The organism is Pseudoxanthomonas sp. 3HH-4 (genome assembly GCF_006716465.1).
Lineage (GTDB): Bacteria > Pseudomonadota > Gammaproteobacteria > Xanthomonadales > Xanthomonadaceae > Pseudoxanthomonas_A.
The window spans coordinates 688,097-709,060 of the sequence record NZ_VFPB01000001.1 but is presented as its reverse complement, the minus strand read 5'-3'; the positions used below and the strand labels follow the sequence as shown (position 1 = coordinate 709,060).

The following is a 20,964-nucleotide window of genomic DNA, read 5'->3' as shown; positions in this document are numbered from 1 at the left end:
GGCTGAACCACCATTCGAAACCGATGCACCAAGCGCAGCGGAGCAAGCTCCGCTCCACCCAAAGCGCACCACACCGAGGGAATCCACGATGGCAAGCAATCCGTTCAGTCTCGAAGGCAAGATCGCGCTGGTCACCGGCGCCAATACCGGCCTCGGCCAGGGCATCGCCGTGGCGCTGGCCGAAGCGGGTGCCGATATCGCCGCCGCCGGCATCGTCGAAGCCGCCGAAACCGGTGAGAAGGTGCGCGCACTCGGCCGTCGCTTCCTCAACCTCGAAGCGAACCTCATCAGCATCGACCCGGTCGAGCGCCTGGTGAAGGAAACCGTCGACGGCCTGGGCGGGCTGGACATCCTGGTCAACAACGCCGGCCTGATCCGTCGTGCGGATGCGGTCGATTTCAGCGAGAAGGACTGGGACGACGTGATGAACGTCAACATCAAGTCCGCGTTCTTCATGTCGCAGGCCGCCGGACGCCACTTCATCGCGCAGGGCAGCGGCAAGATCATCAACATCGCCTCGATGCTGTCGTTCCAGGGCGGCATCCGCGTGCCGTCGTACACGGCCAGCAAGTCGGGCATCGCCGGCATCACCCGCCTGCTCGCCAACGAGTGGGGCGCCAAGGGCATCAACATCAACGCCATCGCGCCCGGTTACATGGCCACCGACAACACCGCGCAACTGCGTGCGGACGAAGACCGCAACAAGGCGATCCTGGACCGCATCCCGGCCGGTCGCTGGGGTGAGCCGTCGGACCTGGGCGGAGCTGCCGTATTCCTGTCCTCGCGCGCGTCGGACTACATCAACGGCGCCATCATCCCCGTCGATGGTGGCTGGCTGGCACGCTGACGCGTGCAGTTGCTGTGCCTCTCTGTAGGAGCGACGCAAGTCGCGACCACAGAACCAGGAAGGCAGTGGACACGGATCTATACGGAAAAAGTGGACGGCGCTTTCGCCTGGAGCGGCTTCGATCCTTGCCGGAACGTCTTCTGGCTTGGCGATCGCGACTTACGTCGCTCCTACAGTGGCTTTTGCACGCGTGCTGGCGAATACCGGAGACTGGCAATGCTTCGCTCTTTTCTGATGATTGCGCTCTGTACCTGCGCTGTGCAGGCCAGCGCGCAGGTGCAGCCCCCCCGCCAAGTCTTCATCGCCGGCGATTCCACCGCAAGCCACTATGGCCCAGAGCGCGCGCCGCGCGAGGGTTGGGGCCAGCAACTGCAGGGGTTCCTGGATGACACCTATGTGGTCCGCAACCACGCGCAGAGCGGGCGGAGTTCGCGCAGCTTCATCGCCGAAGGCTGGTTCGATGGCATGGCGAAAGACATGCGTGCAGGCGACGTACTGCTGATCCAGTTCGGCCACAACGACGAGAAGATCGAAGACCCCACGCGCTACAACGAACCACGGCAGGCGTTCCCCGAATGGCTGGGGCGCTACCTGGCATTGGCGCGACAGAAAGGCGCCACGCCGATCCTGGTGACGCCGGTCGCGCGCCGCAAGTTCGACCATGGACAGCTGCTCGACACGCACGGGCTGTACGCGCAGGCCGTGCGTGATCTTGCTTCGCGGGAGAATGTGGGCCTCATCGACCTGTCGGCCGCCAGCATGGACTGGCTGCGCGCGGCGGGCGACGAGCCCAGCAAAGCGTACTTCATGCATGTGCCGGAACAGGGCCAGCAGGACGACACCCATTTTCAGCAGCGTGGCGCGGTGATGGTGGCCTGCCTGGTGGTGGCGGGCTGGAAACAGCTCGACCCCTCGCTTGCGGCCCACGTGAAACGCGACACCGACTGCGGCGCACCCGCGACCGCGCTCGCGGATCGCAAGGCGCAGCAGAATCCATCCCTGATCGTGCACGAACACGACATCGCGGTGGAGCAGCCGGGGCCGCATGGTGGCGCGGGAACCACTACGGCATATCCGTTCTTCCGCGACGCGCCCGCGCTCGGCTTCGAATTCCGCAAGCGCGTGCTGCACAAGGGCGCGGGCATCGGCCTGCACCAGCACCACAAGGACGAGATCTACTACGTGCTGAGTGGCAGGGGCAGCTACGAACTGGACGGGCAGGTCCAGCAGGTCCGTGCGGGCCACGCGATGCTGACGCGCCCCGGCAGTACGCACGCCATCCGCCAGGACGGCGAAGAAGACCTGGTGCTGCTGATCATGTACGGGAAGAAGAAGGAGTGAGTGGAAAGGAGTGAGTAAAGGCGTGCCTCGCTCAAGCCTCACTCCTCCTCCCTTACTTCTCGCCTACAGGTGCCGGTCGATCCCAGCGGCGATAGGTGGCTTGCAGCGCGCTGCGCAGGCGCCGGTACTGCGCGGTGCCGGGTTCGGCCTGCAGGCGGCCCGCGACCGCCTTCCATCCGCCTTCGTGGTCGCGCGACCATTCGCGCACGACGGCGCGGCACGGCTGTCCCACGATCTGCGCCAGCGCACAGGCCATGAAGATGTCGCCGGCGGTCCAGTCCGGTTGCTGCTGCATCGCTTCCACGTAGGCGCGCGGCACGGTGTAGTAGCGCGCCATCTCGTCGGCGAAGGACGCGGGGTAGCGGCTTGCGTAGTCGTTGATGTCCGCCAGGTGGCGATCCACCGAGGCGTCGCCGGTGGCGGGCGCATACGCCGCCGTGGCGTCCTGCGCGGCGACAGGCGCGCACAGCGGGGCCGACAGGCAGACCAGCAAGGCAAAGGTGGGCAGCGCGCGCTTCACGGCGCCATTGTGCCCCACGGCTATCGCCTTCGCTGGGCGCATTCAGGCATCCGGTACGGATTCGATCATCGCAAGCGCATCCGACAGCTGCCCTGCGTTCTCCACCACCCGCAGGCGTGGCGCATCGTGGGCCACGCCATGCTCGGTCTCGAGCGCCCACGTCACGTGGTACGGCATGTGGATGCCCCAGCCGCCAAGCGCCAGGACGGGCTCGATGTCCGATCGCAGCGAGTTGCCGACCATCGCGAAGCGCGCCGGCTCGACCTCGAGTTCGCGCAGCACGCGCGCATAGGTCGGCTCGTCCTTCTCGGACACCACCTCGATGCGGTGGAAGAGATCGGCCAGGCCGGATTGCGCGATCTTGGCTTCCTGGTGGAACAGGTCGCCCTTGGTGATCAGCACGATCTCATGGTCGGCGGCGATGCGCTCGACGGCCTCGCGGATGCCCGGCAGCAGATCCACCGGATGCAGCAGCGTGGCGCGCCCGATCTCGATCACCCGGTGCAGGTCGTGCGCGCTGATGCGTTCGTCGGTCAGCTGGATGGCGGTCTCCAGCATCGACAGCGTCATGCCCTTCACGCCGTAGCCGAAGATCTTCAGGTTACGACGCTCGACATCCAGCAGGTGCTGGTGCGTGCGCGCGTCGGCGAGGTCCACGTAGGTGCCGAGAATGGCCTCGAAATCGGCCTCGGCCTGGCGGTAGTAATCCTCGCTCTTCCAGAGCGTGTCGTCACCGTCGAAGCCGACCCATCGGATGCGCGCCATTTGAACCCTGCCCTGCATTCTTCACGAAGGCCGCGAAGGATAGCAGTCAGTCCAGCCATCAATGAATACGGCCGCCATGCGACATGGCGGCCGTGGTGGCATTGCGGGATGCCTCTACGTCCGTGCGCTAGCCCCCGCTGCTGGGCGGCGGTGCGCTGCCGTCGGTGGCTGGCGGCGTGGTTTCCGGCGCGTTGGGATTGGCCGGCGGTGGCAGGTTCGGATCGGTCGGCGGTACGGCCTGATCGGTCGGAGTGGGGGATGGCGGCGCCACGTTGTCGGTGGGCGGCGTGGTTTCCATCGGCTCCGGCGCGCTGGGCGGCGGCATCTCTTCGGGCTTGGGGCCGCAGGCCGTCATGAGACCCGCGCTGAGCAGCGCAAGGCCAAGTCCCAGCGTCAATGTATGGGTGGGATTCTTCATCGGTTCCTCCATGCAGCATGGTTCGTGGGAATGGATGTGTGCGGTGACTTCAGGGGTTGTCCGGCCGCGCATGCACCGCGTACTCCTCCGATGTCAGGCGACCGTCGGCATCCTGGTCGAGCGTGCCGAATACCTGCGCCAGCGGCGGGTCGACAGCCGCTTCGTCCTTGCTGATCGCACCATCTGCATTCCGGTCCAGGTCCTGGAACGAGCGCGGTACGGGTGTCGTGGGGGGTGTCGGGCTCGTCTGCGGCGACGGTCGTTCCTCACCGCGCTGCGGCACCTCCTGCGCATGTGCCCTCGGCGCAGTGGTGAGTGCGATGACAGTGGCCAGCACACCCAGGCAGGACAGCGTCTTCGTGTTCATGGATCCCTCCTCGTCATGGAGTTCCCTCCGGAAGAGAAAGGGCGGCACGACAGGCCGCCCTTTCCGGCGGGTCACGCGCTGGCGTCATGGCGCCGCGACCGACCCGGTGCGACGGGCAGGATTACTTCTGCTGGTCACCGTAGTTCTTGCTGACGAACGCCTTGTATTCGTCGGCGGTAAGCTTGCCATCCGCGTCGGCGTCGGCCTGGTCGAAGACCTGGCTGAGGCCGGCGTTGGCGGAGGCTTCCTGCTTGCTGATGGCGCCGTCGCCGTCGGTATCCACGTCAGCCCAACCCTGCTTGGCCTGCGTCGCGGACTGCGTGCTCTGGGTGGGATCCTGGGTCGCCGCGCCGGTCGCCTGTTCGGCCGTCGGCTCGGTCTGGCCCTGCTGCATCGCCGCGTCTTCGGTCTTTTCCTGGGCGAACGCCAGCGGCATGGCCAGCGCGGCGCTCAGGGCGACCAGGGCGATCAGTGGCTTGCGGTTGTTCTTCGTCATGTCAGTGCTCCGTTCTGTGGGAGTGCGTCCGATTGCGCACGGCCCCACCTTGCAACGTCGCTTCTGAACGAAAATGGCGCGCTGAAATGAACGTGCACGCACGCTTAACCACAAGCGGAATCGCATCGGCTAGCCCCGTGTTAGGGCGTCGTGAGCATGTCGTCAGGCGCGCGTGGAATGCGTGACGTCGCGCATCGTTTGCCGTTAGGTATTCGTTTCTTGCTCGCTTTTTGACGGCACTCAATCCGGCGTTTTCTTGCTGAACCATTGCCAACCAAGGGCGACACCACTCAAGGCGCCGGCGATTTCCAGCACCACGCGCGAGCCGAGCGAATCGGGATCGTGGATACCCTGCAATGCCAGCCGCGCATACAACGGCGACTCCAATTTCGAAATACCGAGGTAGAACATGTTCCAGGTGTCCACCCCAGCACCGATGATCACGGCCGAGACGCAGGCCCAACCGACGGCATGCCCCATCGACCAGCGCATCCTGGCGCTCAGCCAGTTCCAGAACAGGAAGCAGAGCACACCGAGGACGAACGCGATCAGGCCCGCTTCGATGGCGCCGAGCACACCGTAGTGCAGGGGCAGGTTCATCGCGCGCACCCTTCCCGGACGCGCGTTGCGGTGAGTGGATTCTTGTAGCGGCGCATGGACAGGCATTCCCCGGCGCGGGTCCGCGCCTGACACCACAGGTTAACCGATGCGATCCTGCTCCCGTGCGGTGCTGGCATGATGGCGCCATTGCCGCAACGGGAGCATCGCATGAGTCGTCTTTTGCTGGCCGGTGCGACCGGTCTGGTCGGACAGGCGACGCTGCGGCGGGCACTGGCATCCGCGCGGGTGCGCCAAGTGGTCGCACCCACGCGCAAACCTCTCGCCCCCCACCCCAAACTGCTGAACCCGGTCTTGGATTTCGAGGCACTGCCCCCTGATGTCGAGTGGTGGCGCGTGGATGCCGTGGCCTGTGCACTGGGCACGACGATCCGCGATGCAGGCTCGCAGGACGCATTCCGGCGCGTGGACCACGACTATCCGCTTGCGATCGCACGCCACGCCCATGCACACGGTGCGCAGGCCTTCGCGCTGGTGTCGGCGATGGGCGCCGATGCAGGCTCGCGGATCTTCTACTCGCGCACGAAGGGCGAGGTCGAGAACGCACTAGGCGCGATCGGCTTCACATCACTCACCTTGCTGCGCCCGGGCCTGCTGGGCGGCGAACGCGTGCAGCACCGGGGCGGCGAACGTTGGGCGCTCCGCGTGCTGGGCGCACTGGATCCGGTCCTGCCGAAGCGCTACAGGATCGTGCCTGCGGAACGCGTGGCGCAAGCCTTGCTGGATGCGGCCATGGATGCGGTGCCGGGGCAGCACGTCATTCCATCGGAGCACTTATTGGGCTGATGCCCGCAAGTCATGCGTCGGGTTCGTCCACGCGTACCTGCACGCCGTCGGCGACGATGCGGTACTCGACCTCGGCTACCGCGGCTCCCGCACTGGTTTCTTCAGCGGTGTGGTCGCGCGCCGCCGGCGACAATGTCACCCGCGACAGCACACCGTGCACCTGCGCATCGCCCCGCACGTCCTTGGGCACGTAGAAATCATGATCGCCCAGCAGCACGCGCGCGCCATGTCCGTCATCCTCGAGCATCACCCAGCAGCCCTTCTTCTGGCAGACGTCGACGACGCGTCCGCTGAAGACGCGCGCCTGGCCTTCATACGCTGCCGGTTGCGCGAGCGCCTGTGCCAACGGCACCACCGCACCGGCGGGGATGTCGGCACCGTACTTGTCCCAGGCAGTGTCGGACGCCATCACGGGCGCTGCGACCACCACAGAACAGATCATCGCCAACCAACGTTGCATGGCCTTGCCTCCGGGGGAATGAAGGCATCTTACCTGCGCCCCGGTCCACAGTTCAGTGCAGGAGGCCGTGGTGCACGAGCTGCAGGCGTTGTGTACCCGTCGCGGTGATGGCCTGGCTGGCGCGTTCGAGCAGGCGCTCGTCCTCCTCATCGATCACCACCAGCACCTTGCCTGCGGCGATCTCGGTGCGATAGTCGCGGCGCACTTCGCTGGGCACGGAGGAACCGGCCAGCGCCGCCGCCCAGCCGCCGACCGTCGCACCAACCACCGTGCAAAGCAGCACCGCAGCCCACGGGATGCCCACCGCAGGGATGGCCATCGCGAGCAAGCCGATGACCAGGCCCACGACACCGCCGCCCACCAACCCCCGCGCCGCCGCCGGCATGAAGTCGGTGGGGGAGCCTTCCTTGTCGGCATCGGGCATCTGCGTCATCTCGATGTCCGGACGTCCGACTAGGGATGCGTGATCGGGACGGATGCCCAGATGCAGGGCCACATGCAGGGCCGCCTCGGCGGTGTCGATGTCGGGGGCGCTGAACACGCGTCGCGTCTTCATGGCGATCTCCTGGCCGGCGCGGGAGGGTCGGCCGTGAGGACCACGCTAGACCGCGATGGGGAAGCGGCGAGTGAAGAATCGCAACCGTGGCTGACGCGCCGACGCGCGGCGCGCACGGGGCGGACTCAGAGCGCCGGACGCTCCGGTGCCTGCTTGCGTCCCAGCGCGCGCAGATAGAGTTCGTACAAGGCGGTGACCTTGGACACGTATTCCTGCGTCTCCGCGTAGGGCGGCACGCCGCCGTAGCGCGACACGGTGCCGATGCCGGCGTTGTAGGCGGCCGCGACCAGCGTCAGGTCGCCCTTGTAACGGCGCATCAGGCCACGCAGATGACGCGCGCCCGCGTTGATCGATTCGGTGGAGGAATACGGATCGGCGACGCCGTATTCCTTGGCCACATCCGGCATCAGCTGCATCACGCCCATCGCGCCCTTTGGCGACAGTGCCTTCGCATCGAAATCGCTCTCGGCATGCGCCACGGCACGCAGCCAGGCATCGTCGACTCCGGTCTGGCGCGCAGCCGCCTTGAACTCGGAGGGATAGCGGTCCAGCCGCGGCGTGCCGACCTTGCCCAGGCCCGGGTGGGCGGGCTCGCCCGGCGGCGTCTGCACCGTGAATTTCAGATAGGCCGTGGAACCCGGCAGGTTGCGGGTGGAATACACCTTCTGCCCGTCCTGCTCGCGCTCGTAGAGCGTGCCGCTGAAGACGCCCATCGAGCCCCACAGGTTGGGCGTGCTGACAGCGTTGTCGTCGATCTCCTTGGCCGTGCACTTCGATCCCGGCTCCGGCGCGGTGGCCAGGCTGACCGTCCCGCCCTGCACGCAGCGATACACCGTGCGTGCGTCCGCCCCGGTGCTGGCCAAGGCCAGCACCGTCAGCAGGAAGCCGGCGGCGCGTCTGAAAGGGTGCATGGGCGGCGGATTCTAGGCCCGGCAAGCTGAAGGACAGCCTGAATCACGCTTTCCGCGCCGACGGCCGGCCCGCCCGGCCCGATTCCTGCTGCGCCGCAGCAGCCAAGCGCGTAAAATGCCGGCCTCTTTCACCGCACCCCCTCGGAGCACGCAATGGGCCTGGATCTGGTCAGCGCCGGCAAGAACCCGCCGGACGAAATCAACGTCATCATCGAGATCCCCAAGGACGCCGAGCCGGTGAAGTACGAGGTAGACAAGGCCAGCGGCGCGATCTTCGTCGACCGCATCCTCTCCACGCCCATGCGCTACCCCTGCAACTACGGCTACGTCCCGCACACCCTGTGCGGCGACGGCGACCCGGCCGACGTGCTGGTGGTCCTGCCGCTGCCGCTGATCCCCGGCTCGGTGATCCGCTGCCGTCCGGTCGGCGTGCTGCGCATGAGCGACGAAGCCGGCAGCGACGAAAAGCTGCTGGCGGTGCCGGTGGACAAGGTCTTCGCCGGCTACAGCCACATCAGCGACATCGACCAGGTCAGCCCGCACTGGCTGGAGCGCATCGGCCACTTCTTCGAGCACTACAAGGACCTGGAGAAGGGCAAGTGGGTCAAGCTGGATGGCTGGGGCAACGCCGCCGAAGCCAAGGCCGTGCTGGTGGACGCCATCGCCCGCCAGGCCGCGCAGCCGGAAGACGAGAAGCACAAGTTCTGATTGCTCCCGCGCGCATCAACAAGAAAGGCCGCCTCAAGGGCGGCCTTTTTTCTTCCTGCGATCAGAGACCCGCGGCGCGTGCCGCGCGTTCGATCGTGGCTTTCCACTGCACGAGACGCGGCTCGATCTCGGCCGCATGCCGCCGCCACTTGTCCGGGTCGGGTTTCGTCAGCGTGTAGCGCGACAGGGGAAGCTGCCCGCCGAGTTCGCGATCCCACGACCAGCCGGCCCATTCGCTCAGGCGCAGCACCTCCCGCTGCGGGTCCTGCACGAAGCGTCCGTAGTCGACCGACACCCAGTCGGCAGGCGACAGCGCATCCAGATCGTCCAGCATGAGGCGCGTCGCGGTTTCCCACTGGCTCGCCACGATCTCCCCGAGCTCCTTTCCGTTCAACGCCTGCCAGCCGGGCGTCAGCAGGAACGACCAGGTCGGCCCCTGCCAGCCGGGCAGGTTGTACATGCGGAACCTGCCGGACTGCCATCCGTCGATCATGCTGCCCCAGACCTGCCGCGGATCGCGATGCAGGTAGATGAACTTCGCGTCGGGGAACACCGCCTTCAGGAACGGAATGCGCAGCGCGTTCTTCGGCGTCTTCTCCAGCATCCGGATCGTCGCGCCTGCATCCGGCACGTTGCCCTCACGATCGCGCAGCGCGTCGAGGAACCGGGTGCGCAACACTTGCACGACCGTCGGCGTGGCATCGACACGACCCAACTGGTTGGAGTGGAAGCCGCGTTGCGCCGGTGCCAGGCCCTCGACATCCTCGATCAGCTGATGGCTTTCATCGCCGATCGTGTACACGCCGCGCGCACCCGACAGCGTCTCGAACAGCAGCGTGGAACCGGAACGCGGCGGGCTGACGATGAAAACCGGCTGATCGAGCTCCCGTGCGTTCATTCGAGTACCGCTGCTCGCTTGCCTGTCCGTTGCCGCAGGCCTGGCACCGTGCGGATCGCGTCGCGCCGACTCATCGACATCGGCAGCCAGGGCCATACTGAAAATGTGAGCCTTCAACGCCGCCAGCAGTCCCAGTCCGTTCTGCAGCCGGACCTGTGCAACACCCGCCTGCACGAGTTTTTCCTGGATGTCCTTCAGCAGCGCCCTGAAATGCGGCAGTCCCGATGCCTGGTTGCCATGGCAGGCCCAAACACCGTGCCAGTGGCGCGCGAAACGCATCAGCAACGCATTGACAGCGGGCAGTTGCGGAGTCCGCTCGGTGTCGTTGATCAGGAAGCCGATGCATTCGCGCAGCTCCCACGGTGTCATCACGTCGGAAGCGTTGAAAGATTCGTAGTCCAGCGTCGCCCGGTGGCCCTGCATCGGCGCGATCCGTCGTGGCGCCCAACCCGGCTCGCGCCGCTCCGGGGTCCTGCCCTGCTCCAGCAGGTCCCAGAACGCGACGCCGCCCACCGTATCGGCCACCAGGTGGATGCGCGTTTCGCTGCTTTCGTTCAGGACCCGGTGGTGACGCCACGTGTCGAAGATCCAGCACTCGCCCGCCGCCATGTTCACTTCGCTGTCACCGCACTGGAAGCGCACCGAAGGCGTGGTGATGATCGGCACGTGTACACGCATGTGTTCACGCCAGTAGTAATTGATGTCGACATGCCCGGTGACCTCGGACTGTCCCGAGAGACGCATGAGCCGGGAACGCCCCCACGTGGCGCCGAGCGATTCCAGCACCTGCATGAGGTACGGCAACCGCGCCAGCGAAGGCGTGGGCCGCATCCGTCCCGTCACCTGGTCGCTGTCCGGATCGCCTTCCGTGGTGATCAGCGCGAGCGCGCTGTTGCCGGGGATCCCGCCCGGATGGGACCGCCAGCATGCCTCGTCGATCGTCAGCACCTCGCGCGCCAACGCCTCGGCGTCGAAGGCAACGGGCAGCTGGATGAAGGGGGCAGGCAGCTTCATGGGTCGCGGGAATCTCGGCTACGCCCGGGGGTCGGGACGGTCTGTCAGTTCGCCGGATGATACCAACCGTCGCCACCCGTCATGCCCGCAAAGAACGACGGCCCCTTGCGGGGCCGTCGTGGTGCAGCAGACGCGTCGATCCGGAGATCAGAAGCGCTGGGTGTACTTGACGTACAGGTAACGATCGAAGTCGAAGCCACCGTAGTACGCGAAGTCGCTGTGGCGGTACGCCGAGTTCGAGAACATCAGCGGACCCTTGTGGTCGAACACGTTGTTGGCGCCGATGGCGATCGTGGCATCCCACGGCGCCTTGTAGCTGACCTGCAGGTCATGGAACGTGTTGGAACCCACGCGGCGGATCGCATCCTCTTCGCCATTGGCGATGTGGTCGGGATCCGTGCAAGGACGGGCCGGCACGCAGCTTTCCTTCATGCCCGAGTAGTAACGGGCCGTCCAGTTGACCGCGAAGTCACCCAGCGACCAGTCCACGCCCAGGTTCGAGCGCAGGCGGAAGATGCCGGAGTTGCCCACGTTGCCCACGATGATCTTCTCGCCGGCCGAGTTCTCGCTTTCCTCGTCGTAGACGCTCGTGTACGACGAGGTCCAGTCGAACGCGATCTTGCCGAACGACTGCTCCGGCAGGGCGTACTTCACACCCAGGTCGAAGCCTTCGGTTTCCATCGAGCCCAGGTTGGCCAAGCCATAGAACAGGCTGGTGATATGGCCATCGTCCGCACGCACGATGCCTTCGCAACGGGCGCTGTTGCCCAGCACGTAGCAGTCACGCAGGATGCGATCCACGCTGTCCGAGATGATCATGTCCGTCAGCTCGTAGCGGTACCAGTCCAGCGAGATGTCCAGACCTTCCACCCAGCGCGGCGACCACACCAGACCCATGGTCTTGCTCTTGGACGTTTCCGGCACGAGCGAAGGATTGGAGCCCGTGATGAACTGGTCCGGCGTGGCACACGGATACGTCGTGCAGGGCACCAGACCCTGGCCCAGCTGCACGTAGCCGAGCGGAACGCCCGCGCCGGTGCAGGCCGCGTTGCCGTTGACGCTGTTCACCGCGCCGACGCCGCAAGGGTCGGTGTAGTTCTCGAAGCTGGTGCCGATGCCGCCGTACAGGTTGTCGATCGTCGGCGCGCGGAAGCCCTCGGCGTAGGTGCCGCGGACCAGCAGTTCGTCGATCGGGCGCCAGGTGAAGCCGAACTTGCTGTTGATCGTGTCGCCGAAGTTGCTGTAGTCGGAGTAGCGGCTGGCGACGTTGAAGGTCAGTTCCTTCGCGAACGCCATGTCGGCCAGCACCGGGATGTTCAGCTCGACGTAGAACTCGTCGACCGAATAGTCGCCCTCGGTGGTGGTCGCACCCAGACCGGTGCTCTGGCCCGACTGCGCGAACGCATCCGGCACGAAGCGGCCCTGCTCCTTGCGGTGCTCAACGCCCACCGCGATGCCCAGATCGCCGGCCGGCAACTCGAACAACGTCCCCGCCAGGTTGGCGGTGTAGCTGGTGGTGCGGGTCAGGCCGGTATCGGTGAACCACGGGAACAGGAACTTCTGCAGTTCCGGATCGGACAGCGAGCCCGGGCCAGCGACGCCGTTAGGCAGCAGCGGGTTCCACGGACGGCAATCGGAGAGCGGGGTCGGATCGGCCGCGCTCCCGCACTGGGCGACGCCGTCAGCGTTGATGAACGACGGACCCAGCGCCTGGCGCGACGCGATCAGGCTCATGTCGCCGCGCGCGCGCTTGGTCGACTGGTTGCGGTTGATCAGCGCACCGACATCCCAATCCCAGGTCTTGCCACCCAGGTCGAAGAAGCCGGCGAAGCCGCCAGCGAAGCGATAGGTTTCCAGCTCGCTGTCGGTCGTGCGCGGCATCTCCCACAGGCGACGACGGAACGTGGTGTCGCCCGCCATCGGGTTGAACGCGCTGTCGGCGTCCAACGGCGTCCCGAACGCAGCCGACTGATACGGATAGCCGGCGATCTGCTGCTGCGTGGAGCGGTGGTTGTACAACACGTCGGCGTTGAACGTGATGTTGTCGGTCACGTCGTAGTTCGCGTTGACGAACACCGAACGGCGCTCGATGCCCGTGGACAGGAACATCTGCTGGTTGGCATTCGCGTTGTCGTCCGCCGTGTGCACACGGTAGTCGGCACGGTTGGCCGGATCGCCACCCTCGCTCAGCGTCCACCACACGGCGGATGCCGCGGGCGAGCAGGGATCGCAGAACGAGCCGTTCTGGCTGATCGGGCTCCAGCCCGAACCCGGATAGTCCGGACCGGCGTTGCCGTCCTTGGAGAACCAGCGGTCGGCGGCGGAGATCGGGTCTTCCTTCGAGTACTCGACCGACAGGGTGACACCGCCACGGTCGCTGGCCGAGCCCACGGTGAAGGAGTACTGCTTGGTATCGCCGTCGCCTTCACCGGTCTGGCCGATGTACGCCGACGCCTCGGCGCCTTCGAAGCGCTTGCGCGTGATGACATTGACCACGCCGGCGATCGCGTCGGAACCGTAGATGGCGGACGCGCCGTCCTTCAGCACTTCGATGCGGTCGATGGCCGACATCGGGATCTGGCTCAGATCCTGGTAACCACCGGTGGTGGCGCCCAGGCGACGGCCGTTGACCAGCACCAGGGTACGGGTCGCGCCCAGGTTGCGGATGTCGACGTAGTAACCGCCCACGTTCTCACCCGAGGCCAGCGCTTCGGAACGCGCGATCGCGGGGGAACCGGCGGAGGTCAGGTTCTGCAGCACGTCGGCAACCGAGGTGAAGCCCTGCTTCTCGATGTCCTCACGCGCGATGGTGATGATCGGCTGCTGCGTTTCCATGTCGGCGCCGCGGATGCGGGAGCCGGTGACTTCGAGGCGATCGAGCGTGGTGGTGCTCGAGGGCGCATCGGTGGTTTCCTGCGCCATGGCGAACGCCGGGACCAGTGCGATGGCAATGCCGGCCGGCAGCAAGCCGACCCGCATCGCGCGACGCGGACTACGATGGTTCATTGAATCTCTCCTCAGGGGAACGTGTTGCGTTATGGGCGTGTTAAAACGCCTTGCAAACTTACGTTCCAGTCTTCACGGCCGCTTTGCGCACGAGGGCCGATGACTTTGCCGAGTCTGTCCTCGACGCGGTCGATGCCACGCGATACCGGCTGGCGGAGGTTCCGAAGCGCGCACGGAAAGCACGCGCAAAGCTGCAGCAATTGTCGAAACCCGATGCCGCGGCGACTTCGCCCACCATCATCGAGGTGTTGCGCAGCAGTTCGGCCGCATGCTCCAGCCGCATCCGTGCCGCCGCCGCCTGCGGGCTTTCGTCATACAGACTGTAGAAGGTGCGCGAGAAGTACCAGCTGGAGAAGCTGGTCAGTTCGGCCAGCTCGCTGATCCGCACCACGCGGTCGCAATTGCCTTCCAGATAGAGACGGGCGCGCTGCAGGCGACCGAACACCTGGCGCTTGCGGCTGCGTGAACGTCCGGGGCAACGCTGGATGTAGTCGGAGAACTCCTGCTGGATGGCCACCACATGCAGCAGCAAGGGGCGCAGTGCCAGGAAGTCCGGGCCTTGCGGTGCGTGCCGGGACACTGCGCGCCACAGGCGCAGCAGTGTCAGCGCATCGCGCCGGGACAACCGCCCACGGCCGGCATACAAGGGGCTGTCGGCGAATCGTGCCATCGCGCGCAGGGCATCCGCGCTCAGCGCCACCCCCAGGCACAGGCCGTAGCGGTCGCTCTGCACCAGCGGCTTGGAGTCACGCTCCAGCGCGATCCAGTGGCCCCGGCGCAGCCGGAAGCGCCCTTCCTTGGCCTCCACCCATGAGGTGCCACGCAACTGCACCCACACGCTGAATACGTCAGCGCCCGCCTGCACGGCGCCCAGCCGCGAGACCGCGATGCAGCCGTTCGGATCCTGGCCATCGGCCGCATCGGCGCGGACCACTTGTCCGCGATCCCCCCACAAGGTTTGCTCCATCGGTCGTTCCACTTTGCACAACAGGAGCAGTGGATGTGCCGGAACACGACCGATGCGGCAGGAAATTGCGCGGAAAACCCCCCGAAATCTCCACGAATCCGCTTCCGAAGAATTTGCGAAAGTGTTTTCTTTTTCTTTATCAGCGACTTACCAGAACCGGACCGGGGGCGTCGCCGCCGTGCGCCGCAATGACAGCAGGCCAATGTCGGAGCCGTCGTTGATCGCCATTGAGACGTACGCCACACGCGTGCGCGCATGTGCGCTGAAGCCATTTATCGTGGAGAGATGGTTCGGCTCCAGGCATCGGGGGGAGGGATGCGAACGTCCCGCCCCGATATGGCGCAGGCTGACATAGCACCCGGCCCGCTGTTCGAGGTACTCCACCTGGCCGTCCTCGGTGACCGTCCAGGTGCGGTAACGCTGGCTCACCGGGTGATTGCCATCGATCTGGCGAATGCTGCCGGGCGACAACGACAGGTCTGCCTGCCACAACCCGTCCCGACCCAGCCGGGTGAACAGCATCCGTCCCTGTGCTCCATCGGGACGCGCGAACGATACACCCTCGATGGTGGCGACCTGCCGCCACGGCGTGCTGCTCCGGTCGAACAGCACCAGTTGCTGGCTGTCCCCGCGTCCGGCGACCACGAAGATCCGCGCCGGGTCCGGCGAATAGGCCGCAAACAACAGGTCCTCCAGCGCCACCGGCACCGCCAGCGACTGCAGTTGCCCGCTGGCGGGGACCAGTTCGTGCAGACCATAGCGCCCGGTGCCATCGGTCCCGACGACGAGCACCCGCTTGCCGTCCGGCGACCATGCAGGCAGGTGGCGGGACTCGGGATGGATGCCCTCGATCAGGCGCAACGACGCGGGGCGCTCCATGTCGGCCCACCACAGGGCGTAGTCGCCGGAGCGATCGGAGGTGAACACGATCTGGCGGCCATCCGGCGCCACCGACGGCAGCGTGTCGCGACCGGTGGAAGGGAACAGCCTTTCCGGCACAGGCAGCTTCCCATCCATCGCCGGCGCACTGCTGATGCGGTACACGCCGAACTGCGGCTTGCGCTGCACGAACGCCAGCTGGTCCGCGCGCGCTGCGATGGCCGGGGTCTGCGCATCCTCGATGCCGAGATCCTCGATGCGGCCATCCTGCAACGTCAGGCGATACAGGCGCGTGTGACTGTCGACACGGCGCCCGAACACGATGGCCTCGCCGTCCGGGGTCCAGTCCCAGCCGCGCAGTTCCGCGCGCTGATGGGTGAGGCGCTCCGCCCGTCCCCCTTCTGCGGGAATGCGCCACAGGTCGCCCAGCGGCGTGTTGCGGACAAAGGCGATCCATTTGCCGTCCGGCGAATAGCGCGGCGCGGTATCGACATCCTCGTCGTTCGCGCCGTAATCCAGCGCACGCCAACGCCCCGAGGCGAGGTCCAGCAAGCGCAGGCCCGGTTCCCCCGCACCCGTCAGCGGACTGCTGAACACCAGCCCGTCCCCGCCGGGCATCCAGTCGAAACTGGGGCGGTTGTTCGGATCGCAGACCCCGAGCGTGCGCGGCTCTCCGCCACTCGCCTGGACGGCCATGATCCGGCAGTCCTTGCCGGGGAAGCGACGCAGGAAGGCGACCTCACGGCCGCTGGGCGACCACTCCGGATTGCTGTCCCACGCACCTTCCGGCGGCGATGTCAGGGTCCGCGGCTGGGCCGGCTCCGTGGTCTGCACCTTGATCGCGGTGCCTGCGAGTTCCTCCGTCAGACTGGAGAGATAAGCGACCTGCGAACCGTCCGGCGACAGCGCCGGTGACAGTTCGAACCCGGGCGCCGAGGTGATCAGGCGATACGGACGCGGTGCAGGTACAAGTGTCTGCACGCCGGACTCCGCTGGAACCGGACCGCTGCGCGTCACCATCATCCACACTCCCCACGCTGAGACACCCAACGCCAGTACGCCCAGCCCGATACCCCATGCCCAGCGACGGAACAAGCGGGCGTCCGGCGCCTGCCCTGCGTTGGCCGTCACCGGAAGCGGCGCGGCCGCGTGTCGGGATACATCGTCGCCCTGCACGAAGACGGGTGCGGCAGCTGGCGTGGACGAAGCAGAAACAGTTTCATCGGCCGCAGGCGGCGAAGCATTGTCGCCCGCTGTCGGCAACCACTCCACCGAAGCCAGCAGGCGATACCCGCTCTTGGCGATGGTCTCTATATATCGCGTGCCATCGCCACGCTCACCGAATGCCTTGCGCAACTGGGTGATGGCCTGGGTGACCACATCGTTGGTTGGCAGCGTGTCGGGCCAGACCACGGCCAGCAGCGTGTCGCGTGTGACGACCCTTCCAGGCGCGTCGGCCAGCGCCAGCAGCACACCCATCGATTTGGGCGTGATGCGTGCGGGCTTGCGGGCACCCGGCGCGCGGATCTCGCGCAGGGCGATATCGACGAAGCACTCGCCCACCTTGAGGTGTTCGGCAGGGGGCACGATGGGGGGCTCGGCAGGTAGGGGCATGTTGGGGGCGGATGCTGCGCCGGCACCCTCGTCCCGTCATGTGCCTGAATACCTGTCTCCGACCGGATCGTTCAATCCGGCAAATTCGGCAAAGTGCAGGAACAGCATGGGGAAAGCGCACCGTCGCGGTGCATTTTACAGTGGCCGCCGTGTTCCCCCTGAACGGGAACATCACAGGCAACCTCTCTCTCTCGCCGACGTCCTATTACAACCTGTTCCAGCATTCGCGCCCCCGGGCGCGAATTTTTTTGCCTGCCTGAAACACTCAGCCTTCCCTGCGCGCCGGCTGCTTGAGGATCGTCAGGCCGATCAGCCGCGAGACCACCACGGCGATGTACATCACGCCCGCGAACTGCTCCAGCATCACCAGCGCGCGCGCCTGTGGCTGGATCGGCACCACGTCGCTCAGGCCGACGCCGGAGAGCAAGCTGAAGCTCAGGAAGAGCAGCTCCATCCAGCTGCGGGCCGACGTGGGATCCACCGCCGCCGTGAAACTGCCCGGATACCATTGCTGGCAGACCGAGAACGCGAACGCGAACGCCCAAGCCAGTAGCGTGAACGTGGCCCCCGCGGCGAACAGTTCGTCGCTGGTGACCTTGTGGTCCTGCAGCATGTAGGCGATCAGGCTGCCGGCGGTGTAGAAATACAGTCCGCTTTCCAACAGGTGTGCGTAGATGCCGAGCGTGGGCTGGTCGAAAACGGCCGACGACACCGACAGCAACACTGCAGGCACCGCGAGCGACCAGGCGATCCAGTTCACCGCCGCGCTGCGGTTGACCACCCACAACGCAAGCGCGAGCACCAGGATGCCAAAGGCACCGAACAGCGCGCGGCCCGCCTGCGTGTCCTCCATCACGGGATACAGCAGTATCCCCGCCAGTTGCACGATCAACAGGAACGCCGAAGGATGGCGACGCAGGGTCACCATCCAGCGCAGCCACGCCCAAGGCATCGTCATACCGCGACCGTCACTTGAAGTGATGGACCAGCGCGTAATAGACCACGTAGATCCATGACAGCAGCCCATGGATCACCGCCCACAACAGCGACTTGTTCGCGCTCCACGAGATGGTGATGGCCAGCGCGGTACCGAAGCCTATGCCCGCCCTTGCGATGCCTGCACCATTCCCCTTCACGGCGACACCGCAGGCGTGCCACTGCCCGCGCGGTACGGGTAGCGCAGGAAGATGTCGGCCACGGCGGCATCGATCTTCGCAGCCCGCTCTTCCGGCGTGGCACGGCCCACGCGGCCGACCGCCACACCCGTCCATACCAGCCGGTTCTGCGCCGCATCCACCAGATCCACGTTCATCGTGCCCTCGGTGTACTGGTAGACCTCGGTGCGGTCGCGCCAATAGGGCACCGATACATAACGACGGGCGCGGTAGCTGTAGTAGTAGTCGTAGTCGACTTCCGGCATCGACACGACATCGGTCTTTTCCTGCATGTAGGCATTGAGGTTCACCCACAGGTCGGGCGAGGCCTCATCGTAGACATAGCCGCGCGCTTCCATCTGTGCCCGCGCCGCATTCTTGATACGCCCGCTGGTCAGGGTCGCGTAGCCCTGCGCCTCGATCGCCAGCGGCGAATAGAAGGCAAAGCTGCGGTACTGCGCGAAGTTCGCGGACGGGTCCACGTCGCTGGTGACGCGTGGGCCGGTGGCGCAGGCCGCAAGCAGCAGGACGCACGCTGCCATCATCAAGCGGCCGGCATTACGGGCGAAACGGGCCATGATCGTTCTCCTGTCGGGACGCCGCCAGGATGGGGGACGCCCTGTGAACATTACGCATGAGTGCGCCGGATGGATGCTTGGCACCCGGACCTGGTCAGCCCTGACGATACACCTGCGCGCCTTGGGCCAGGAACTCCGCCGACTTTTCCGCCATGCCGGCCTCCAGCGCCGCCCGTTCCTCCACACCGTGTTCTGCCGCGTAGTCGCGCACGTCCTGGGTGATCTTCATCGAACAGAAGTGCGGTCCGCACATGGAACAGAAGTGCGCCAGCTTGTGCGCGTCCTTGGGCAGGGTCTCGTCGTGGAATTCCTTGGCCTTCTCAGGGTCCAGACCGAGGTGGAACTGGTCCTCCCAGCGGAACTCGAAGCGCGCCTTGCTCAGCGCGTTGTCGCGCACTTGGGCACCCGGATGGCCCTTGGCCAGGTCGGCCGCATGGGCGGCGATCTTGTACGCCATGATGCCGTCGCGCACGTCCTGCCGGTTGGGCAGGCCCAGGTGCTCCTTCGGTGTGACGTAGCAGAGCATCGCGGTACCGAACCAGCCGATCATCGCGGCGCCGATCGCGCTGGTGATGTGGTCGTAGCCTGGCGCGATGTCGGTGGTCAGCGGCCCCAGCGTGTAGAACGGCGCCTCACCGCACTCGCGCAGCTGCTTGTCCATGTTCTCCTTGATCAGCTGCATCGGCACGTGGCCGGGACCTTCGATCATGCACTGCACGTCGTGCTTCCACGCGATCTTGGTCAGCTCGCCCAGCGCTTCCAGCTCACCGAACTGGGCGGCGTCGTTGGCATCGGCGATGCAGCCCGGGCGCAGGCCATCGCCGAGGCTGAAAGCCACGTCGTAGGCTTTCATGATCTCGCAGATGTCCTCGAAGTGCGTGTAGAGGAAGTTCTCCTTGTGGTGCGCCAGGCACCACTTGGCCATGATCGAGCCACCACGCGAGACGATGCCGGTCACGCGCTTGGCGGTCAGCGGCACGTGGCGCAGCAGGACGCCGGCATGGATGGTGAAGTAGTCCACGCCCTGCTCGGCCTGTTCGATCAGCGTGTCGCGGAAGATCTCCCACGTCAGCGCCTCGGCGCGGCCATCGACCTTCTCCAGCGCCTGGTAGATCGGCACGGTGCCGATCGGCACCGGCGAGTTGCGGATGATCCACTCGCGCGTTTCGTGGATGTGCTTGCCGGTGGACAGGTCCATCACCGTGTCGCCGCCCCAGCGGATCGACCACACCAGCTTCTCGACTTCCTCGGAGATGCCCGAGGACACGGCGGAGTTGCCGATGTTGGCGTTGATCTTGGTCAGGAAGTTGCGGCCGATGATCATCGGCTCGCTTTCCGGGTGGTTGATGTTGTTGGGCAGGATGGCGCGGCCGCGGGCGATCTCGTCGCGCACGAACTCCGGGGTGATGAACTTCTGGATGCTGGCACCGAACGATTCGCCGGGATGCTGCTTCAGCAGCATCGCATCGCGCACCGCATCCAGCCGCTGGTTCTCGCGGATGGCGACGTATTCCATCTCGGGCGTGATGATGCCGCGCCTGGCGTAGTGCATCTGGCTGACATTGGCGCCCGCCTTCGCGCGGCGCGGCAGGATGCGGCCGGGGAAGCGCACGCTGTCGAGCTTGGCGTTGGTTTCGCGCGAACGTCCGAACTCCGAGCTGAGCGCCGGCAGCTGTTCCGTATCCCCGCGTTCCTCGATCCACTTCTCGCGCAGCGCGAGCAGGCCGGCGGCCAGGTCGATGGTCGCATTGGGGTCGGTATAGGGACCGGAGGTGTCGTAGACGGTGACCGGCGGATTGTCTTCGCCGCCGAAGATGGTTGGCGTCTGCGTCAGCCCGATCTCGCGCATCGGCACCTGGATATCCGGGCGCGAGCCTTCGATGAAGATCTTCCGCGAACCGGGGATCGGGCGCGTCACGGATTCGGAAAGTTGCCCGGTCTGCTGCAGCAGATCGGTGGCGGGCTTGGGAATGGCATTCATCGGCGTTCGTCCTTTTTGAATCCCCGCACATGGATGTGCGGGCTCTTGCGAGGGATTCGCATAATGAGATGCGAGGGACT

At 66.1% G+C, this 20,964-nt stretch carries 21 protein-coding genes; 4 read left to right on the top strand and 17 right to left on the bottom strand.

All coding sequences use genetic code 11. The features are described from left to right. Positions 1-88: 88 nt before the first annotated feature. Both kduD and FB548_RS03185 read left to right on the top strand, forming a co-directional pair. Positions 89-847 (top strand): 2-dehydro-3-deoxy-D-gluconate 5-dehydrogenase KduD, encoded by a 759-nt coding sequence (kduD, locus tag FB548_RS03190; RefSeq protein ID WP_142123294.1) that lies wholly within the window; start codon positions 89-91, stop codon positions 845-847. A 234-nt stretch (positions 848-1,081) separates the two neighbouring features. Then, positions 1,082-2,188 (top strand): cupin domain-containing protein, encoded by a 1,107-nt coding sequence (locus tag FB548_RS03185; protein ID WP_142124082.1) that lies wholly within the window; start codon positions 1,082-1,084, stop codon positions 2,186-2,188. A gap of 52 nt (positions 2,189-2,240) precedes the next feature. On the opposite strand, the gene FB548_RS03180 is transcribed toward FB548_RS03185, so the two are convergent. The 6 genes from FB548_RS03180 to FB548_RS03155 all read right to left on the bottom strand — a co-directional run bounded on the left by FB548_RS03180 (position 2,241) and on the right by FB548_RS03155 (position 5,354). Next, positions 2,241-2,750 (bottom strand): hypothetical protein, encoded by a 510-nt coding sequence (locus tag FB548_RS03180; protein ID WP_221625899.1) that lies wholly within the window; start codon positions 2,748-2,750, stop codon positions 2,241-2,243. Beyond that, positions 2,751-3,473 carry an HAD family hydrolase gene (locus tag FB548_RS03175; protein ID WP_142123292.1) on the bottom strand — a complete coding sequence of 241 codons (723 nt, stop codon included), beginning with the start codon at positions 3,471-3,473 and terminating at the stop codon, positions 2,751-2,753. Positions 3,474-3,600: 127 nt separating this feature from the next. After that, the gene (locus FB548_RS19100; protein ID WP_142123291.1) at positions 3,601-3,891 is read right to left on the bottom strand and encodes a hypothetical protein; all 291 of its coding nucleotides are present in this window, start codon (positions 3,889-3,891) and stop codon (positions 3,601-3,603) included. Positions 3,892-3,940: 49 nt separating this feature from the next. Further along, entirely contained in the window at positions 3,941-4,258 is a 318-nt protein-coding gene (locus FB548_RS03165; RefSeq protein ID WP_142123290.1) for a hypothetical protein, read from the bottom strand. 121 nt (positions 4,259-4,379) lie between these two features. Further along, positions 4,380-4,754, bottom strand: a complete 375-nt coding sequence (locus FB548_RS03160; protein ID WP_142123289.1) for an EF-hand domain-containing protein — start codon at positions 4,752-4,754, stop codon at positions 4,380-4,382. Positions 4,755-4,994: 240 nt separating this feature from the next. Further along, the gene (locus tag FB548_RS03155) at positions 4,995-5,354 is read right to left on the bottom strand and encodes a hypothetical protein (RefSeq protein ID WP_142123288.1); all 360 of its coding nucleotides are present in this window, start codon (positions 5,352-5,354) and stop codon (positions 4,995-4,997) included. A gap of 168 nt (positions 5,355-5,522) precedes the next feature. Here FB548_RS03155 and FB548_RS03150 point away from each other — a divergent pair, with 168 nt between their 5' ends. Beyond that, positions 5,523-6,158, top strand: coding sequence for an NAD-dependent dehydratase (locus FB548_RS03150; RefSeq protein ID WP_142123287.1), 636 nt, complete (start codon positions 5,523-5,525; stop codon positions 6,156-6,158). Positions 6,159-6,168: 10 nt separating this feature from the next. Here FB548_RS03150 and FB548_RS03145 read toward each other — a convergent pair whose 3' ends face one another. The 3 genes from FB548_RS03145 to FB548_RS03135 all read right to left on the bottom strand — a co-directional run bounded on the left by FB548_RS03145 (position 6,169) and on the right by FB548_RS03135 (position 8,085). Further along, positions 6,169-6,618 (bottom strand): DUF4920 domain-containing protein, encoded by a 450-nt coding sequence (locus FB548_RS03145; RefSeq protein ID WP_185741953.1) that lies wholly within the window; start codon positions 6,616-6,618, stop codon positions 6,169-6,171. 52 nt (positions 6,619-6,670) lie between these two features. Beyond that, positions 6,671-7,174 carry a hypothetical protein gene (locus FB548_RS03140; RefSeq protein ID WP_142123285.1) on the bottom strand — a complete coding sequence of 168 codons (504 nt, stop codon included), beginning with the start codon at positions 7,172-7,174 and terminating at the stop codon, positions 6,671-6,673. Between the two features lie 125 nt (positions 7,175-7,299). After that, positions 7,300-8,085 carry a lytic transglycosylase domain-containing protein gene (locus tag FB548_RS03135; protein ID WP_142123284.1) on the bottom strand — a complete coding sequence of 262 codons (786 nt, stop codon included), beginning with the start codon at positions 8,083-8,085 and terminating at the stop codon, positions 7,300-7,302. 153 nt (positions 8,086-8,238) lie between these two features. Here FB548_RS03135 and ppa point away from each other — a divergent pair, with 153 nt between their 5' ends. Further along, on the top strand, positions 8,239-8,793 hold the full coding sequence (gene ppa, locus FB548_RS03130) for an inorganic diphosphatase (protein WP_055937232.1): 555 nt from the start codon (positions 8,239-8,241) through the stop codon (positions 8,791-8,793). A gap of 61 nt (positions 8,794-8,854) precedes the next feature. On the opposite strand, the gene FB548_RS03125 is transcribed toward ppa, so the two are convergent. The 8 genes from FB548_RS03125 to thiC form a co-directional block, all read right to left on the bottom strand. Beyond that, positions 8,855-10,705 (bottom strand): sulfotransferase, encoded by a 1,851-nt coding sequence (locus FB548_RS03125; RefSeq protein ID WP_142123283.1) that lies wholly within the window; start codon positions 10,703-10,705, stop codon positions 8,855-8,857. Positions 10,706-10,852: 147 nt separating this feature from the next. After that, a complete protein-coding gene (locus FB548_RS03120) occupies positions 10,853-13,711 on the bottom strand; it encodes a TonB-dependent receptor (RefSeq protein WP_142123282.1) in 2,859 nt (952 codons plus the stop codon). Between the two features lie 58 nt (positions 13,712-13,769). Continuing rightward, positions 13,770-14,678 (bottom strand): helix-turn-helix domain-containing protein, encoded by a 909-nt coding sequence (locus FB548_RS03115; RefSeq protein WP_142123281.1) that lies wholly within the window; start codon positions 14,676-14,678, stop codon positions 13,770-13,772. Between the two features lie 147 nt (positions 14,679-14,825). Beyond that, complete coding sequence (locus tag FB548_RS03110; protein WP_142123280.1) at positions 14,826-17,171, bottom strand: winged helix-turn-helix domain-containing protein; 2,346 nt, start codon at positions 17,169-17,171, stop codon at positions 14,826-14,828. 265 nt (positions 17,172-17,436) lie between these two features. Then, the gene (locus FB548_RS03105) at positions 17,437-18,123 is read right to left on the bottom strand and encodes an ion channel (RefSeq protein WP_142124081.1); all 687 of its coding nucleotides are present in this window, start codon (positions 18,121-18,123) and stop codon (positions 17,437-17,439) included. Between the two features lie 16 nt (positions 18,124-18,139). Beyond that, on the bottom strand, positions 18,140-18,307 hold the full coding sequence (locus FB548_RS18715; RefSeq protein WP_185741952.1) for a hypothetical protein: 168 nt from the start codon (positions 18,305-18,307) through the stop codon (positions 18,140-18,142). After that, complete coding sequence (locus FB548_RS03100; protein WP_142123279.1) at positions 18,304-18,903, bottom strand: DUF4136 domain-containing protein; 600 nt, start codon at positions 18,901-18,903, stop codon at positions 18,304-18,306. Before FB548_RS03100 ends, FB548_RS18715 begins: the two co-directional genes overlap by 4 nt. Before the next feature lie 94 nt (positions 18,904-18,997). Then, complete coding sequence (gene thiC, locus FB548_RS03095; RefSeq protein WP_142123278.1) at positions 18,998-20,884, bottom strand: phosphomethylpyrimidine synthase ThiC; 1,887 nt, start codon at positions 20,882-20,884, stop codon at positions 18,998-19,000. Between the last annotated feature and the right edge of the window lie 80 nt (positions 20,885-20,964).